At 53.6% G+C, this 19,103-nt stretch carries 9 protein-coding genes; all 9 read left to right on the forward strand.

Annotated features, from left to right (window positions below; genetic code table 11):
- Positions 1 to 33 precede the first annotated feature (33 nt).
- The 9 genes from CRP01_RS27420 to CRP01_RS27460 all read left to right on the forward strand — a co-directional run bounded on the left by CRP01_RS27420 (position 34) and on the right by CRP01_RS27460 (position 19,012).
- Positions 34 to 1,086: an NHL repeat-containing protein gene (locus CRP01_RS27420; RefSeq protein WP_099153254.1), complete on the forward strand. Its 1,053-nt coding sequence runs from the start codon at positions 34 to 36 to the stop codon at positions 1,084 to 1,086.
- A gap of 61 nt (positions 1,087 to 1,147) precedes the next feature.
- Positions 1,148 to 2,764 carry a DUF6377 domain-containing protein gene (locus CRP01_RS27425; protein WP_143473554.1) on the forward strand — a complete coding sequence of 539 codons (1,617 nt, stop codon included), beginning with the start codon at positions 1,148 to 1,150 and terminating at the stop codon, positions 2,762 to 2,764.
- 287 nt (positions 2,765 to 3,051) lie between these two features.
- Entirely contained in the window at positions 3,052 to 5,616 is a 2,565-nt protein-coding gene (locus tag CRP01_RS27430; RefSeq protein ID WP_099153256.1) for an alpha-amylase family glycosyl hydrolase, read from the forward strand.
- Positions 5,617 to 5,746: 130 nt separating this feature from the next.
- Positions 5,747 to 6,778, forward strand: a complete 1,032-nt coding sequence (locus tag CRP01_RS27435) for a FecR family protein (protein ID WP_099153257.1) — start codon at positions 5,747 to 5,749, stop codon at positions 6,776 to 6,778.
- Between the two features lie 243 nt (positions 6,779 to 7,021).
- Positions 7,022 to 10,438: a SusC/RagA family TonB-linked outer membrane protein gene (locus CRP01_RS27440; protein ID WP_170110560.1), complete on the forward strand. Its 3,417-nt coding sequence runs from the start codon at positions 7,022 to 7,024 to the stop codon at positions 10,436 to 10,438.
- 104 nt (positions 10,439 to 10,542) lie between these two features.
- A complete protein-coding gene (locus CRP01_RS27445) occupies positions 10,543 to 13,533 on the forward strand; it encodes a SusC/RagA family TonB-linked outer membrane protein (protein WP_099153259.1) in 2,991 nt (996 codons plus the stop codon).
- 36 nt (positions 13,534 to 13,569) lie between these two features.
- Complete coding sequence (locus CRP01_RS27450; protein ID WP_099153260.1) at positions 13,570 to 15,144, forward strand: RagB/SusD family nutrient uptake outer membrane protein; 1,575 nt, start codon at positions 13,570 to 13,572, stop codon at positions 15,142 to 15,144.
- 98 nt (positions 15,145 to 15,242) lie between these two features.
- Positions 15,243 to 17,087 (forward strand): SusF/SusE family outer membrane protein, encoded by a 1,845-nt coding sequence (locus CRP01_RS27455; protein WP_099153261.1) that lies wholly within the window; start codon positions 15,243 to 15,245, stop codon positions 17,085 to 17,087.
- A 179-nt stretch (positions 17,088 to 17,266) separates the two neighbouring features.
- On the forward strand, positions 17,267 to 19,012 hold the full coding sequence (locus CRP01_RS27460; protein WP_099153262.1) for an FG-GAP-like repeat-containing protein: 1,746 nt from the start codon (positions 17,267 to 17,269) through the stop codon (positions 19,010 to 19,012).
- Positions 19,013 to 19,103 lie beyond the last annotated feature (91 nt).

The raw sequence follows: 19,103 nt of genomic DNA on the forward strand, positions 1-19,103 counted from the left end.
TTAGCTTAGGGTAAGGCCAAACCTGAACCCGACATGAAACAACTGTATCTATTCTTTTTTGCTGCTTTGCTTAGTGCCGATCTGTCGGCGCATCCCTCCTACGGGATCGTGATCACCGAAAATAATGAGATCATTTTTTGTGATGTGCTCCACAATGAGGGCACCATCTGGAAACTGGATCAAACCGGTGAACTCCGGGAGATACTGACCGGACTGCACAGCCATTTTCTTTTCCTGGACCGGCAGGGCCATATCTGGGGAACCGATCACGATTATATCGCCGCCCGGGAGACCAACCGCAATACCCTCTGGCGACTGGTGGACGGGCAGCAGGAGACGATCATCCCACCCACGGAAGACCCCTCAGTGTTTAGTGGCGTCAATTTTGTGGCCGCTCCCGATGGTACCATTTACTTCGATACCGGAGGGCAACTGTATGTCCGTAGTACGGAAGGTGCAACCCGACTATTGTCCGACCATAAATTTGGCCGAATCATGAGTCTGCAACTAACCCCGGATGGGCAATTACTGGTGGTGGATAATTATGCGGATAATGGCTCCCTGATCCAGGTCTCTCCGCGGGGAGAGCTGACCATTATCGCAACCTGCCTGCTGGAGGACAGTCCGGCGGATCCACCCTTTGAAGAAGCGCGCTTCAATATGTTGTACGCTGCCTTTGCCGGCACCGACGGCGAGGTATTCGTGGCCAACAGTGGCAGTCGGCGGATCTCCCGGGTCGCCGCTGATGGTGCAATTACCCATATTTATCACAGTGAAAAACCCTGGTATCCGGTAGCGTATACCGAAAAAGACGGTATCGGGTATGTAATGGAAATGTGTTACCTGCCGGGCATCGGCAACCTCGGGCCGCAGATCATCCGGCTGGAAAATGGGGCTGCTACCGTACTGGTAAACGTAGATGCCGATAAAATGCCGGAAATTGCACCGCTGGACCCGGATAAAAACGAAGGGGAAAGGGCCGTACCCTCCAATTGGTTCTGGTACGGGCTGGGCGTAGTAATGCTTTTCATTCTGCTGGGATGGTGGTTTTCGCGGCGCAGGAATAACGCTATGATGGCGGACTAATCCGGTGAAAGTCCCGGCATAGGTGGCCAATAATCCGTAATTTGGCGGCACAATTCAAGATATGTCAAAACACTGGGTCACCTTACTGTTGGGTTTATTGATCGGAAGTATCGGCTACGGGCAGTCGGCGGTGGATTCACTCCTGCAGGAACTGGATGCAACGCTGGCCGACAGTAAGGTATACGCGGAGAAGAAGGAAGTCAGGATCAGGGAGTTGAAAGAGCAGTTGAAGGCGCCCGGAGTAGACAGTATGACGCGCTACGGGCTCTACGATCAGCTCTTCGAGGCCTATCGCCTGTACCGCTTTGATTCCGCCATGCAATTTATTTTCACCAAACTGGAATTTGCGGAAGCCACCGGGCGCGCGGACTGGATCCTGGATTCCAAATTGAAACTCTCGGCCGTACTCACCTCGGCGGGCATGTATAAAGAATCCCTCGATCATCTGGAGGCAGTAGAAAGAGAACTACTGTCCGGTACCAATCTGGAATTTTATTACCATACTTACAAACTGCTTTACGAATCGCTCCGGGATTACGCCTCGGACGATACCTATGCCCCATATTATGATCTGAAGGTCCGGGCCTATCAGGATTCCCTGTTGGGGACCCTGTCCCCCGATTCGGACGGCTATTTACTGGAATCCGGAGTCTTACTCCTCAGCAACGGCAAGCTGGAAGCCGCGGAAGATATCTACCGCGATATCGTCAACGAGCGGGAAGTGCCCGGAACGGCTGCTTACGCCCGGGCCGCCGCCACGCTTGCCCACATCTACGCCCGGCAGGGGCAGCAGGGATTGCAGAAGAAATTCCGTATCCTTTCGGCCATCTCGGACATCCAGGCGGCAGTGAAGGAAAACGCGGCCCTGACCGATCTGGCGGTACAGTTGTACCGGGAAGGGGACATCCCGCGGGCCAACCGCTATATCGAATTTGCGCTGGCCGACGCCAACTTCTACAACGCCCGCCAGCGAAAGGTCGAGATCTCGGAAGTCTATCCCATCATCACCGGGGCTTATCAAATGCAGATCGAACGGCAGAAAGCTATACTGGGGCGCTATCTGGGGATCATCGCCGTGATCTCCGTACTGCTCGTGATCGCCCTCGTCTGGATCTACTGGCAGATGCGTCGGCTGGCCCGCGCCCGAAAAAACCTGCACCAGGCGAACGTACAGCTACAGGAACTGAATCAGCAATTGAAGGAAGCGAATTTCGTCAAGGAAGAATACATCGGGCACTTCCTGAACCAATGTTCCGTCTACATCGAAAAGCTGGAGAACTACCAAAAACTGGTGCGGAAAAATGTACTGGCTAAAAAGATGAACACCCTGCTGGAAATGACCGAGCCGGATGCCATCAGCCAGGCGGAGCTAAAAGAATTCTACGCCAATTTCGACGCGGCCTTTCTTCGCCTGTACCCCGACTTTGTTTCGGAATTCAATGGACTACTGGACAAAGGCGAGCGGGTCAACCTGAAAAACGGGGAATTACTCAATACGGAACTACGCATCTTTGCACTCATTCGACTCGGCATTGCAGACAGCAATAAGATCGCGCACTTTTTGCGTTACTCGGTCAATACCATCTACAACTACCGGGCCCAGATCAAAAATAAATCCTCCATTGATCGCGATCAGTTTGAAGAAGAAGTAATGAAGATCGGGGCGATTCCGGCCTGATCATTGGAGAGCCGTACCGCCCGAAAATAAGGTCCAAAACCAGTCCTTCACCTTTCGGGTATTCCCGATTTTCTGGATTTTTCGCCCTTTCTATTCCACTTTTCCTTTGGTTTATCCACTTTTACGGCCACTCTTCTGGTTGTTAAGGTGTTGGTTTACAGGTTTTTATTTGTTTTTGGTGTCTTTGGGCGTCCACTATTCCCACACAGGGGGTAAAATCCACCTGCCTCTCCCCGTAAATTTGTAGCAGTATTTTATACTGCACTTCCTTCAACCTAAATAAAGTTATGAAACTGCCTTTAATCCGCACCCTCTGGCTCGCTGTGGGGCTCAGTTCACTGAGTCTGGCATCGGGACAGGATCTATCTCTTACCCTGCAGGTCGATATGCGACAGCAGAATGTTTCCGCGCAGGGGGTACACGTGGCCGGCAGTTTCCAGAGCGAAGCCGGTTTCCCCGCCGACTGGAATCCCGCTTCTACGCCCATGTCCGATCCGGATGGCGATAAGATCTACACCATCACGCTGCTGTTACCTGCGGGGACTTATGAGTACAAATTCATCAACGGCAATGCCTGGGGCAGCGACGAATCTCCACCCGCCGAATGTTCCGTTACCAATAATAATAACCGGATAGTCACGCTTGGCAGTGATCTGACCCTGCCGCCGGTACCTTTTAATGCCTGTAATGCCCAGTTGCGGCTCGCCGTCAATATGAGCGAGCAGACCGTCAGCCCCGATGGGGTGCACGTGATGGGAGACTTTCAGCAGGCAGCCGGTTTTCCCGCCGACTGGGACCCGGCCTCTATCGAATTGCTGGACCAAAATGGGGACGGCACCTACGAGATCACTTTACCCGTTCCGAACGGTACGTACCAATACGTTTTTGTGAACGGGAACACGGTCGACGGAGCGGAGATCATCCCGGAGGAGTGTTCCGTAACGGGAGCAAACGATTTGCGCTACCGGCAGGCCGATACCGATAGTGAAATCATCTACTGCTTCGGTACCTGCACGCCCTGCGATCCGGCTATCTCCACGAGTTATGAAACGCATTGGTGGAACGACGCCGTTTTCTACGAGATCTTCGTCCGGAGTTTTTACGATAGTGACAACGACGGGATCGGCGATTTTCGCGGGATCATCGAAAAACTGGATTATCTCAATGACGGAGATCCCGAAACCGATACGGACCTGGGCATCACCGGTATCTGGCTGATGCCGATGATGGCATCTCCGAGCTACCACGGCTACGATGTAACGGACTACTATGCGACCGAGCCCGACTACGGCACCATGGCCGATTTTGAGGCCTTGCTGGAAGCCGCGCACGCCCGGGGGATCAAAGTGATCATTGACTTTGTAATGAACCACAGTTCCGATCAGCATCCCTGGTTTACGCAGTCGGCAAATAGTCAATCGAATTTTCGCGACTGGTACATCTGGTCCGACAATAATCCCGGATTCAATGGTCCCTGGGGGCAAAATGTCTGGCACGCGCGGAACGGCGATTACTACTACGGCTTATTCTGGGGCGGCATGCCCGATCTGAATTACAGCCACCCGCCGCTCAAGGAAGAAATGTTCAACATTACCCGCTTCTGGCTGGACAAAGGCGTGGACGGCTTCCGGCTGGATGCGATCAAATATCTGGATGAAGACGGCACCCTGCTCGAAAATACGCCGGAAACCTTTACCCTGCTCGAAGAATTCAATACCGTCTACAAAACGGCCCGGCCGGATGCCTTTACCGTCGGTGAGGTCTGGTCGGCGACCAGTTCCGTTGTCCCCTATGTGCAAAATAACCGGCTGGATATCTGTTTCGATTTTGATTTGGCCGGCGCGATCCTCAATGCCGTCAACGGCGGCGATCCTGCTAATATACAAAACCAGTTTGGCGTGCTGCAGGCGGCTTATCCCAAATTGCAGTACGGCACCTTTTTAACTAACCACGACATCGATCGCGTCTTCAGTCAATTGGGAAATGATGCCAGCCGGATGAAACTGGCCGCCGCCCTGTACCTCAGTATGCCGGGCGTTCCTTTCATCTACTATGGCGAAGAAGTAGGCATGACCGGTACCGGCATCCACGAAAATATTCGCCGTCCGATGCAATGGTCCACTGCTGCCAACGGTGGATTCAGCAGCCATACGCCCTGGTACGGTCTGGGTAGCAATGTCGCTACCAATAATGTAGCAACCATGGCGGCAGAGCCGGGCTCTCTCTGGCAGCACTACCGCAAGCTGGTCCATATCCGCAACGATGAGGCCGCTCTTCGCCGCGGCTACCTGCTGGGCCTGGAAAGCAACACCGCCCGGACCTTAGGCTACGCCCGCATTTACGAAGAAGAAGCGGTACTGGTGGTGTCCAATTTCAATACGGCGGCGATCAGTCCGGAAATTACCCTGCCGGTTTCTTCCCTGACCCCGGGTACCTATTCGGTGCGGGAATTGTACAGTAGTACCGCGATGGGCACCGTAGAGATCAACGAGCAGGGCGGCTTCGGCAACTGGACGGCTGCTGCCGGATCGATGCTGAACCCACGCGAGACCTGGTTCCTAAAACTGGCAAGCACGGAACCCACGCCGGTACGGGAGCAACTAGCTCCGGAACTTGATTTTTCCCTACGCCCGAATCCGGCTTCGGATCAGGTAGACCTGCAATTCAACGACCTGCGTACTGACGGTGGACGGATCATCATTTTTAACGCTTCCGGCAGGTCACATTACGAAACGAATATCACCGGGGCCTCACTGAGCATTTCAACTCAGGAATGGCCCGCCGGCCTGTACTTTATAAAAGTGGTCATCGATGGGCGGGTAAGGACCCAGTCCCTGCTTATCCAGCATTGACCCGTACGAATGTAGCACCCGGGATCCCAGGAACCGGATCCGGAAACTTAAAACGAAAAAAAATTGGAATGAACAAGGTTACAAGCCTGCTCCCTTTGCTATCTATCAGTAACAGACTAAAAATCAATTGATGGAATTGGAAAATGGAGCATCGTTCTCAATTGAAGCCTTGATGGAGAATCCTGGTTTTAGGGCCTGGGTGCTTAAGGAAGATCAGCGGGAAGGGGAGTACTGGAAGGCGTATATCGCAGAACATCCGGAACGCCGGGAAGTGATAGAACAGGCCCGTTCGCTGCTGCTGGACATGAACGAACACTTTACGACCGATGATATGAACGCCGCTGCGGTGGAGCAAAAACTACAGGCTCAGTTGGAGCGGCTGGGAAGCCCCGAAAAGTTGGGGCGGAATTCCCGTTTTGAACTTCGTTGGACATCCGGATATCTCCGGCTGGCGGCGGCATCAATACTGCTGTTGCTCGTGGCCGGTATCGCCTGGTGGTGGATCCAGCGACCCTCCGACCTGTACGCCACGAATTTTGGCGAATGGGAAACGGTAACATTACCGGACGGATCACGGGTAAACATGAACGCCAATACCACCCTCCGGCTGGACGATCACTGGAACGATGGAGCGATCCGTCGCGTCTGGCTTTCCGGTGAGGCCTACTTTCAGGTAACAAAACAGAGTGACACCCACGGTCTTTTTCAGGTGATTACCGACGATCTGACCGTAGAGGTATTGGGCACTGCTTTCAATGTGCACAGTCGTGGAGAGCACACGGAAGTATATCTGGAAGAAGGCAGTGTGAACCTGGAACTGGCGGACGGAACCCAGGGAGCCATGCAACTGGAGCCTGGCGAAATGTTGACTTACTCCAAAGCACTGAGCACTATCGTGGAGAGCGGACCGGCTTCTAAAGAACTGACAACTTCCTGGAAAGACGGACTGCTCAAATTCGATAAAACGCCGATGCGGGAAGTGCTGCAGGAAGTAGAGGACATCTACGGAATTACTTTCCGTTTGGAAGACGAAAGCCAGTACGATCGCCCCATTACTTCCCAGGGCGTTCCGATGGAACAGCTGGAAGTGACCCTGCCCATACTGGCCCGGGCGCTGGGGCTGACGGTAGAGTTAGAAAATGATATTTATGTGATAAAATAGGGTAGCGGTGAAGGCGGGAATCGCTTACTTTTGCGGTAGCGACCCTCCCTAATAAACTCACCTGAGATCCTGTCTGAATTCCTTCAAGATCCCGGTAATACCGGTAGCAAACAAAAACCGACTAAACCTCGTCCTGAAGATTAAGTTTTTGGAACCTCGATAAAGCACTTTTACCGGTGGAACCCGCCAAAAAATGGGTATTGCCGGTAGATTACTTAGGGAACAATGGGATTATTCTGGTCATTGAGCAAGACGATTTCAGTAGCTAGCTGGCTGTGGTGCAGTCTGCTACCCGCTACTTTGCTTGCCTTTTCCGGAAGACCGCTACCCGCCGACCGACCGCTTCCCGATCTGCTGGAAGAAATGGGCGAGCGCTACCAGGTCTTCTTCACCTACGATGCCGATCTGCTCGGTGATACCCAAGTCAACTTCGAATTTAAAGAAGGGGAGCAACTGGAAACCGCCATTGATCGCCTGCTTCGCTACACCAACTTCCGCTACGAATCTTTCGGTGAAAAATACTTTGTGATCTACCGCGAGGGAGACCGCGATGAGCGCATGACCAAAAAGCTCAAGAAAAAGATCCGTCAGATCGAGCAACTGGAAAAACGCAGCGGACTAAATCTCCAACGCAAACAATCCGACCCCGAAAATCAACTGGGACTGATGATCGAGTCCCTCGCCGATCAAAAAGAAAAGATAGACCTGCAGGGCACGGTACATTCCAGTACCGGTGAACCGCTGTTCGGAGTGAACATCCGTCTCCTGAATGAGCCGAGCGGCACCATAACCGGACCGGACGGTGCTTTTACCCTCCACTTACCGCCCTACGCCAGCCTGGAATTTTCCTATGTAGGGTTCAAGCCGCAGGTGATCTCACTGGATGGCCGGACCACCACACTGGCCGTTAATCTGCAACCGGATCAATTGGCTCTGCAGGAAGTGGTTGTATTGGGCTACGGCACCACCCAGCGCGGCGATCAGACCGGCGTGGCGCAAACCGTGCAGGAAGAAGCTTTCCGGAAAGGCGCTAATGTGTCGCCGGAGCAACTGCTCAACGGCCGGGTAGCCGGTTTGCAGGTCCTCAGCGGCAACGGCGAACCCGGCGGGCAAATGTCCGTACGCATCCGCGGCGGCGGCTCCCTCAATGCCAGTAACGAACCATTATATGTGATCGATGGCGTTCCCATCGACAACCGGCCGCATAATCCCAGCGGGTTCCAAAGCGGCCGTAATCCCCTGAATGCTTTAAACCCCAACGATATAGAAAGTATCAGCGTACTGAAGGATGCTTCCGCCACGGCCATATACGGTTCGCGCGGAGCCAATGGAGTGCTGCTGATCACCACTAAAAAAGGTAGCATTGGCGGCCGGGACCAGATTACCTATGATGCCTGGTTATCGATGGCCACCAATGACCGGCGGGTGGAGGTGCTTAGTCCCGAAGAGTTCCGGCACACGGTGCAGGACAAAGCGCCTCGGCGCTTTCCCGAACTGGGTATTAGCGATACGGACTGGCAGGACGAGATCTTCCGCAAGGCCTACGGTCAAAACCATACGCTCGGCGTTTCCGGCGGCGGTAAGGACATGGGCTACCGGGCTTCTCTCGGTTACCTGCGGCAGGATGGGGTGGTCCAGTCGGCCTTTACCGAACGCTATAGTCTCAGCCTGAGCTACCACCAGCAATTTCTGCAGGACCAGTTGAAACTGGAAGCCAATTTCAAAGGAGCCAAGACGCGGGACCGTTTCGCAATTCAGTCGACTATCGGCAATGCGATCAACTTCGATCCGACCCAGTCGGTCCACGACGAGGCCAGCATCTGGGGCGGCTACTTCGAGTACGCAATGGATCAGGCCATCAAAAACCCGGTGGCGGAACTCGACCTCACCCGCGACCTGAGTGATAACTACCGAAGCATCGGCAATATCCAGTTGGAATACCGGTATCCGTCCATTCCCAGTCTTTCGGTGAAAACCAATCTGGGGTACGATCTGGCCACCGGTGAGCGCAAGCGCTATCTGCCTAAAGCACTGCGCAATCAGTATTCCAGCCAGGGCGAGATCCGGATCGCCAACTTCTTCCGGGCTTCCCTGTTGTGGGAATCCTATCTACATTTCCGCAAGGACCTGGCCAATATCGATACCCGGATCGACGCCACGGCGGGTTATTCTTACCAGGATTTTCAAAGCGAATATCCGGAGATCCGGGCCTGGGAACTGAATAATGATGTGCTCGGATTCAACGGTACGAGTTTCGCCGGTGAGTTTTTCGGCAGCAACAGTACGCTGCAAAACCGGTTGATCTCCTTCTTCGGTCGGGTAAATCTGCAGTGGCGGGAAAAATACCTGATGACCGTGACAGTTCGCCGCGACGGTTCCTCCCGTTTCAGCCCGGACAACCGCTGGGGGACTTTCCCTTCGGTGGCGTTGGCCTGGAAGATAGGGGAGGAGTCCTTTTTGCACGGCATCAGTCCCTGGGTTCAGAACCTAAAATTGCGCTTCAGCGCCGGCATCACCGGCAATCAGGAAATCGGAGATTATCAATATCTAAAGACTTACCAGTTTGGCGACAGCCAGGTGCGCTACCAGTTTGGGGATCAGTTTGTGACGACGGTCCGCCCCGGAGGTTCGGATCCCGGCCTGAAGTGGGAAGAAACGGCCTCCCTCAATGTTGGCCTTTCTTTCGATCTCTGGCAGGGCCGCGTTCGCGGAGAACTGGATTATTACTACCGCCGGACCAATGACCTACTGTCGCGGGTGATCGTACCGGCCGGGGTCAATCTGACCGATATTATTCTGACCAACATTGGATCGCTGAATAACGAGGGGCTGGAACTGGGCCTGGACGCGCGCCTGTTGCGTCGCAAATATTTCCAGTGGGATGTATCCGCTAACCTGTCCGTCAACCACAGCCGCATTTCACGCCTGACCAATTTTTCCGATCCGCGATTCCAGGGCTTTTCTACCGGGGAGATCTCAGGAGGGGCCGGCAATCGCATCCAGATCCTGCGTGTGGGTCAGCCGGCGAATGCCTTTTTTGTATTCCGCCACAAGCGGGATGAGAACGGACTGCCGCTCTCCGATCAATTCGATCACAATGAGGACGGCCGGATCAACCTGGCGGACATTTACGAAGATACCAACGGAGACGGCATCGTCAACGATAATGATAAAGTGCCTTACGGCAAACCCGCACCGGACCTGCTGTTCGGGTTCAGTTCGGACTGGCAGTTCGGTCAATGGGACATCAGTTGTACCTGGCGGGGGCAGCTGGGCAACTATGTATACAACAACATTCAATCGGTGGGTGGGAATTACGACCGGATCATCACCAATATCGTTCCGACGAATCTGACCCGGAGCGTGCAGGAAACCGGTTTCCTGCATCCGCAGTATTTCTCAGACTATTATGTGGAGGATGCCTCTTTCATCCGGTTGGATCAGGTCAGTGTGGGATACACATTTACCGGTCTGTCCCGGCTCGGGTATCTGCGACTATACGCCATGGCCAACAATCTGCTGGTATTGACCGGATACAGTGGTCTGGACCCCGAGATCGGTAACGCAAGCGGGAATGAGGATTATCCCAAATACGGGATCGACGACAATGTATTCCCGCGGGCCAGGACCTTTATGATTGGAGTAAAACTAATTATCTGATGGTATGATTATGCGATGATGCGAACGATGGACTCCTCGTCAAAACATCAAATGATCATACCATAAAATCATCAATAAAATTGATAACCAAATTAACTTAATTTATGAAACTTAACTTCGACATGCTAACCAAAGGTTTGCTCTTTGTGGGGATACTGCTGATGAGCCAGACCCTGTTGGCGCAGCGCGATATCAGCGGCCAGATCACGGACGCCGAAACGGGCGAACCGCTGATCGGAGCAAATATTCTGATTGTTGGTACCAGTACGGGTACCATAACCGATTTTGACGGCAATTATGCCATGACCCTGCCGGAAGGTACTACCGATCTGGAGGTCAGCTATACCGGCTATGCTTCCAAGCGCGTAACCGTGGGTTCGGAATCCGTGTTGAACATTCAACTCTCAGCCGGTGAGGTACTGGATGAGGTAGTAGTGATCGGCTACGGTTCGGTAAAAAAAGACGACGCGACCGGTTCGGTGAACGCTATTTCCGATGAAGATTTTAACAAAGGGGTCATTGTTTCTCCCGATCAGTTGATCACCGGTAAAGTGGCCGGGGTTCAGGTGAGTAAGAACAGTGGCGAGCCCGGGGGCGGTACTTCCATCCGCATTCGCGGGGGTACCTCCATCAATGCCGGTAACGAACCGCTGTTCGTGATCGACGGAGTGCCCATCGACAACAACGGCAACCCGGGTACCCGTAACCCGCTCAACTTCATCAACCCGAACGACATTGCTACGTTCACCGTACTGAAAGACGCTTCCGCAACGGCTATTTACGGATCTCGCGGTGCGAACGGGGTGATCATCATTACCACCAAAAGAGGCAAAGCCGGCAGCCCTAGCCGACTCACTTACGATGGTTCTTATACCACTTCCAATATTATTGATGATCTGCCGATCCTTTCTACAGAAGCCTTCCGCAACCTGGTAACTTTTGTCGCTCCGGAGCGTCTGGAACGCCTGGGGTCGGCGAGTACCAACTGGTTCGATGAAGTAACCCGCCCCGCTACCGGTCAGAATCACAACCTGAGCTTTACCGGTGGTGCGGAGAATATCGGTTACCGCGTATCCGTCGGTTACCAGGGACTGGAAGGGGTGATCAAGACTTCCAAAACGGAACGGACCACCATCGGTCTGAATTACAACCACTCGCTGCTGGATGAAACCCTTAATATCAATATCAACCTGAAAGGTGCCTTCACCAAAGATCGCTTCGATCAGGGACTGGGTGCTTCCTGGTATTTCGATCCGACCCAGCCGGTGTACGATCCGTCCAATACGGCTTTCGGCGGGTTCTTTGAATATGGTGTTGGTCTGGCGCCCCGGAACCCCGTTTCCGGGATCGAGCAGATCGACGCGACGGGCAGAAGCTTCCGTACGCTGGGTAACATCGAGTTCGAATATAAGATGGATGAACTGATCCAGGGCCTGAGCGCCAAGCTGAACCTGGGTTACGATGCGAATAATGGCCGGGCGGCGACCTTCACCCCGACGACCTACCGCAACAAACTGGTCAGTGACCGCGACGGTGAGATCTACATGGAAAACTTCACCCGTACGAGTTCTCTGCTGGATGCCTACCTGAATTACAAGCGTAGTTTCGGTGTGCACGATCTGGATATCACGGCGGGTTATTCTTACCAGGATTTTGATGCGGAGTTCCCGCAATTCCTGGCTTACGATCTGTCCAACGACATCTTCGGAACCAACAGTACCAATCCAGCTTCAGAATTCGAAGCTTCCAACTTTGTGGTACAGAACCGCCTGATCTCCTTCTTCGGTCGGATCAACTACGGCATCAACAGCAAATACCTGTTTACGGCTACGCTGCGGAGAGACGGTTCTACCCGTTTTGGTCCGGAAAACCGCTGGGGGCTTTTCCCATCGGCTGCATTTGCCTGGCGGATCCTGGAGGAAGATTTTGCCGACGGCCTGCGCGGCGTATTTTCCGATCTTAAACTACGCGTTGGTTACGGTATCACCGGTAACCAGGAGATCGGGGACTTCAACTACCTGCCGCGCTACTCCCTGAGTGACGCTCAGGCGCGCTACCTGTTCGGCAACCAGTACATTACCACGGTACGCCCCGACGCGTACGATGCCGGTCTGAAATGGGAGGAAACCGCTTCGCTGAACGTTGGTCTGGACTTTGGTTTCGGCAACGGCCGTTTCAGCGGTATTCTGGATTACTACAACAAGCGGACCAACGATCTGCTGTTTACGGTTAACGTTCCGGCGGGTACGAACCTGTCCGACCGCGTACTGACCAATATCGGTGAAGTAGAGAACGAAGGAGTGGAACTGACCCTGAACGCCATTGCTGTGGATTCCCGGGATTTCAAATGGGACCTCAGTGGTAACATCGCTTACAACCGCAACCAGATCCTGGCCATCGATCAGACCAGCGATGCGGGTATCCTGACCGGTGGTATCGCCGGTGGTGTGGGCAACAACGTACAGATCCTGCGCGTAGGCCAGCCGGCTTATTCCTTCTTCCTGTTCGAACACAAACTGGATGCGAACGGCCTGCCGCTGGTAGACGGTATCGATCACAATGACGACGGTACGATCAACCTGGCGGACATCTACGAAGATACTAACGGCGACGGTATGGTAAATGATCTGGACAAACGTCCGATCGAGAAACCCGCACCGGATTTCATCTTCGGTCTGACCTCGGCTATGTCCTACAAAGGATTTGACCTGAGCTTTACCCTGCGGGGAAGCCTCGGCAACTATGTGTATAACAACAGCTCTTCCGACGGCGGTTACCTCAACCGGGTGAACGAGCGCGGAGATATCTTCCTGAACAACGTTCACGAATCGGCACTGGTGACCCGCTTCAACGGGCCGCAGTACTTCTCGGATTACTACCTGGAAGACGGTTCTTTCCTGCGCCTGGACAACATTACACTGGGCTACAATTTCAATAACCTGGGCGGACGGACCAACCTGCGGGTATACGCTACGGCGAACAACCTGTTCCTGTTGACCAACTATACCGGCCTCGATCCGGAAGTAGGCGGTATTGACAACAATCCGTATCCCCGCTCCCGTTCCCTGGTGTTCGGTCTGACCCTGGGACTTTAATGAACATTATTAAACTGAATGTTAAAAGATTTTGCAATGAATAAGCTATTTAAATACGGTATGGTCCTGGCGCTTTTTGCGGCAACGGCTTGTACCGACCTTGATCTTTCACCAAAAAGTACCACAACGGCGGATGTCCTGTTCCAGGATGAATCCGCATACCGGGCTTTCCTGGCCCGCGTTTACTCCGGTCTGGCGGTAACCGGACAGGCCGGTCCTGCCGGTGCGGCGGATATTTCCAGTCTCGACGAAGGTTTCTCCAACTACCTGCGTCAGTACTGGCAATTCCAGGAGCTCACCACGGATGAAGCCGTGATCGCCTGGGGCGATGAGGGGCTGGGCGACCTGCACAACCACAACTGGACAGACGCCAACCAATTCGTTCGCGCCATTTACTACCGCATTTTCTTCCAGGTATCTATGGCCAACGAGTTCCTGCGCGAAACCACGGAGGAAAAACTGGATAGCCGCGGTGTCAGCGATGCTACCCGGGGCGATATTCAGGCCTACCGGGCGGAAGCTCGTTTCCTGCGGGCTCTGAGCTACTGGCACGGCATCGACCTGCTGGGTAATATTCCGTTCTACACGGAAGAGCAGGCCATCGGCTCCGACGCTCCCCGCCAGGCAACCCGCGAGGAAGTCTTCAACTTCCTGGATAGCGAACTGCAGGCCATCGAAAGCGATATTGTCGCAGCCGGCCAGAATGAATACGGCCGTGCCGACCGCGCTGCCCTCTGGATGCTGCAGGCGAAACTGTACCTCAACGCCGAAGTATATACCGGTACGGACCGCTACTCCGATGCGGTAGCTGCTACCAAAAAAGTGATCGATTCCGGCATCTACAGCCTGGAAGAAGATTACGATAACCTGTTCCTGACCGATAATGACAGCTCTCCCGAACTGATCTTTGCCATTCCTTTCGACGGAGAAAGCACCCAGACCTGGGGCGGTATGACCTACCTCATCCACGCACCCGTGGGCGGTAGCATGGATCCGGTGGATTACGGCATCAACGGCGGCTGGTTCGGTCTGCGTACCACCAGCGCTCTGGTCGACCTGTTCCCATCCGAGAGCGATGACATCGATGATCGGGCCAATTTCTACACCGACGGACAAACCAAAGAGATCAACTCTATCAGCAACTTTGCCGACGGCTACGCTATCGTTAAGTTCCAGAACGTCTCTTCCGAAGGTGAGCCGGGCTCTGACCTGGACCACGGTGACGCGGACTTTCCGATGTTCCGTCTGGGAGATGCCTATCTGATGTACGCCGAAGCGGTACTGAGAGGTGGCTCCGGTGGTGATCTGGCTACGGCCGTCGGATACATCAACGAGCTGCGCCAGCGCGCTTACGGTGACAATACCGGAAACATCGCCCAGGCCGACCTGGATCTGGATTTCATCCTCGACGAGCGGGCCCGCGAACTCTACTGGGAAGCGCACCGCCGGACGGACCTGATCCGCTTCAACCAGTTTACCGAAAACGGTGTCTGGCCCTGGAAAGGCAACGTAAAGGAAGGCCGTACGACCGAAGCTTTCCGCAACCTTTTGCCGATCCCGGCATCTGAGATCCTGGCCAATCCGAACCTCAGCCAGAATCAGGGATATTAAATCCGGCTCAGACTTTCCGGGTTTTGAGATCTGGAAAGTCTAAACCACGAAAAATATTAAAAATCAGTGCCGCTCCGGCGGCATAAACCAATAAGATCATGCAATTTAGATATAGCTTTTTATGGGTTGTGATCGGTCTGCTGACCTTTACAGCTTGTGAAAAAATGGAGGTGGATCAACTGGCCCTGACGGATTTTCCTCCGGGCCTGCTGGAGATCAGCCCGGCTGATAATGGCAAAGTCGTTATCGGCGATTTCGATGTAAAAGTAATTTTTGTAGACGGTACAACTTCTCCGTTGGCTAATGCGGAAGTAGCTCTGATGAACGCCGACGGTACCGAACTGGCGGCGGCTTCCAAATCGCTGAACGGTGTGCGGGATTCCATCGTGATCGAAGGCTCAACCTTCGGTGCGGCCGATCTCGGAGTGGGTACCTATTCTCTGAGCATTAAGGTGACAGACTCTAAAGGACAGGTACAGGAAAAGAACACCACCTTTGAGATCTCGCTGCTGCCTTTCCCGGCCAATTACAATGAAATGTATATCGCCGGTGCGTTCAACGGCTGGGGTGCCGATGCACTGACCCTGGTGGCGCCCAACACCTGGGAGATCAAGGAGATCGACCTGATGGGCGGTGCTTTCAAACTGAAGAACTGTGTGGACTGGTGCGACCAGGACTGGGGCGGTGACGCCAGTTGTAACGGTATTCTGGAGAATACTACCGGCGGTGGCCCCGATAATACCTGTGCCGGTAACGGCCTGGTGAACGTCCGTTTCAACGACCAGACCCTGCGGTATACTATTGAACCGGCAGTGCTGTTCGCTAAAAACGTGGCGGAACTCTATCTGCTGGGTACCTTCAATACCTTCCAGGGCTCGGACTACCAGTTCAGCCTGGTGGATGACAATACCTGGGTACTGAATGAAGTACTGCTGGAAAACGGCGCTCAGTTCAAATTTGCCGAAATGCCGGATTTTAACGGCAAAAATTACGGTGATGCCGAAGGGGATGGAATCGCCGAATTGTACGGACCTAATATCACCTTCGCCGAGCAGGATGCCTTCTATGACATCACCTTCAATGACAAAACGCTGGAATACAGCATCACCTTTGTACGCTTTCCTTCTATCGGGATCATCGGTTCGGCCACGCCCGGCGGCTGGGACAGCGATACCGATATGATGGACAACGGCGACGGTACCTTCAGTCTCAATATCGAGTTGATCGACGGCGAAGCCAAATTCCGCGCTAACGACAGCTGGGATACCAACTGGGGAGGAGGAGATTTTCCGACCGGCGTAGGTACCCTGGACGGTCCGAATATCCCGGTAACTGCCGGTAAATACGATGTGACTTTCAATCCGGAAACGGGAGCCTACTCCTTTGAGCTGGACGAAGGATTTGAGAGCGTAGGAATCATCGGCTCGGCTACCCCCAATGGCTGGGATAGTGATATCGATATGACCGACAACGGCGACGGTACCTACACCCTCCTGATCGGGTTGAATGATGGCGAGGTGAAATTCCGGGCGGATAACGACTGGGTGGTCAACTGGGGTAGTTTTAATTTCCCAACGGGAACCGGTGCGATCAACGGAGATAATATTCCGGTTACCGCTGGTCTGTATTTCGTAACGTTTGATTCCAATACCGGTGCCTATAATTTTGCCGAGGCTTCGGTCGGGATCATCGGCTCGGCTACCCCCGGCGGCTGGGATAGCGATACCGATATGACCTATGAAGGCAGCGGTATTGTTACCGTTACCATGGATCTGGTAGACGGAGAAGCGAAGTTCCGGGCCAACGATGCCTGGGACCTCAACTGGGGCGCCGGTGACTTCCCTACGGGTGTCGGTGCTTTGAACGGACCCAATATTCCCGTAGCAGCGGGTAATTATACCATCAAATTCAATGTGAATACCGGAGCGTATTCTTTTGAATAACATTTGTGCCTTGACACAATTCTACGGACGGGCAGCTTTTGGCTGCCCGTTTTCGTAATACCGACTTCGTAACACCGACTTTGTAACACCGACTTCCAGTCGGTGGAACCACCAACCGGAAGTCGGCCATTGCAAAGTCAATAAACTGCCGACTGGGAAGTCGGCCTTATGTTCCAAGCATGAAAAACAATGCAGCATTCCGGGTTGGTTTAATGCTTTTGTTCATTTCCGGCGTTTGTTCCGTTCGGGCTCAGTTCGAAGACCGGACGGCGGTGGCTGGTATCGGCAATACCGGACAACACCGTGGGATATCCATCATTGATTTCGATCAGGATGGCTGGGAGGACCTGTACTTTACCCGCCTGGATGGAGCCAATTTGCTGTATCGCAACGAAGGCAACGGTACCTTCACGGAGATAGCGGCGGCGGCCGGAATAGCTTACGCCGGCGCCAGCGGTACTGCGGTCTGGGGGGATCTGGACAACGACAACTGGCCGGACCTGGTACTGGCCAACCGACGGGAACCGAGCCGGATATATCGCAACAACGGCGACGGCACTTTCACGGATATTACGGCCGGCAGTGGGGTGGTGGTGAATGCACAGGTCATGTCCGTAAGTCTGGCGGACGTGGACAGCGACGGCCACCTGGATCTGTACTTCGCCAATCTCGGAGAGCAGAATGCATTTTATCTCAACAACGGTGACGGCACCTTTGCGGATTATACATACGCTTCCGGCGCTCTGGATGAGGGAATTGCCATGGGCACTGTTTTTTTCGATTACGATCGCGACGGTGATCCCGATCTTTATTTGACCCACGACGCCAACCAGCCGAATATTCTGTATCAGAATGTCGGTGGTGGTCATTTTGTGGATGTTTCCCGGGCTTCCGGGCTCGATCTGGCGGCACAGGGCATGGGCGTGGATGTAGCCGATATTGACGGTGACGGCTGGCTGGATGTTTACGTTACCAACCTCTACGAAAATATACTCTTCCGCAATCGCGGCGATGGTACCTTTGAGAATATTGCCGCCCGGGCCGGAGTGACCGACCGGGGTATGGGCTGGGGCACGCTTTTTCTGGATTATGATAATGACAGCCGCCCGGATCTTTACGTCGCCAACGAAACTAATTTCGGAGTAGCATATCAGTTTTACGACAACATCCTGTACCGAAATGTAGATGGCAGTATCTTCGAAACGGTTAGTGATCAGAATGCGGTGAAAAGTCCATTCGGAGGCTACGGCGTAGCCGGCGCGGATCTGGATCAGAACGGGCAGGTAGACCTGGTGATCGCTAATTCCGGACAGGATGGCAACCAGCTCTTACTCAATTTTCAACCGAATGATCACCACTGGACGACCATTCGCCTGCGCGGTACCCGGAGCAACCGTTCCGCTATTGGCGCCCGTGTACAGGTGGAAAGCGGTGATCTGGTGCTGGTCGATGAAGTAATTGCCGGATCGGGTTTTTCCGGCCAAAACAGCCTGTATCTGCATTTTGGCCTCGGTGATCGCAATCGGATCGACCGATTGACTATATCCTGGCCCGGGGGGGAGGAAGAGATATTTGAGGACCTTCCCGCGGATCAGTTGCTAACTTTCGTGGAAACCGTCGGTATCACCGCCGGCCGGGAATTACCATTATCTTCCGGACTGGAAGCGAAGGTCAGTCCGAATCCTTCGAATGGGCTATTTTCTTTGCAACTAAAACTGCCGGCATCCGTAAAAAACTATCAGCTTAGTATTTTCAACACTTATGGACAACTTATGTACCGTGATCAGGAGCCCGTATTATCGAAACAAGTGATTACCAGGACGCTAAATGTAAAGGATAAGCTTGTCCCCGGAATATACTATCTACAGTTGATCTCCGGGCGGCAATCCCGCACGCTAAAGATCCTGTTCCAGCATGAGGAGTGATTTTATAAGCTGTTCCGGCAAGTTTTGGAACAAACAGTCGGAGCTTTCTGGAAAATGTCTTTACTTTGAGAACATGGAGCGTCAAAACGTG

The organism is Flavilitoribacter nigricans DSM 23189 = NBRC 102662 (assembly GCF_002646595.1).
In the GTDB taxonomy this organism is placed as follows: Bacteria; Bacteroidota; Bacteroidia; order Chitinophagales; family Saprospiraceae; genus Flavilitoribacter; species Flavilitoribacter nigricans.

Bases quoted from the DNA above. Each gene is read 5' to 3' on its own strand.
- CRP01_RS27460 (WP_099153262.1), top strand. From the start codon at position 17,267: ATGAAAAACAATGCAGCATTCCGGGTTGGTTTAATGCTTTTGTTCATT.
- CRP01_RS27435 (WP_099153257.1), top strand. From the start codon at position 5,747: ATGGAATTGGAAAATGGAGCATCGTTCTCAATTGAAGCCTTGATGGAG.
- CRP01_RS27420 (WP_099153254.1), top strand. From the start codon at position 34: ATGAAACAACTGTATCTATTCTTTTTTGCTGCTTTGCTTAGTGCCGAT.
- CRP01_RS27450 (WP_099153260.1), top strand. From the start codon at position 13,570: ATGAATAAGCTATTTAAATACGGTATGGTCCTGGCGCTTTTTGCGGCA.
- CRP01_RS27455 (WP_099153261.1), top strand. From the start codon at position 15,243: ATGCAATTTAGATATAGCTTTTTATGGGTTGTGATCGGTCTGCTGACC.
- CRP01_RS27445 (WP_099153259.1), top strand. From the start codon at position 10,543: ATGAAACTTAACTTCGACATGCTAACCAAAGGTTTGCTCTTTGTGGGG.
- CRP01_RS27430 (WP_099153256.1), top strand. From the start codon at position 3,052: ATGAAACTGCCTTTAATCCGCACCCTCTGGCTCGCTGTGGGGCTCAGT.
- CRP01_RS27425 (WP_143473554.1), top strand. From the start codon at position 1,148: ATGTCAAAACACTGGGTCACCTTACTGTTGGGTTTATTGATCGGAAGT.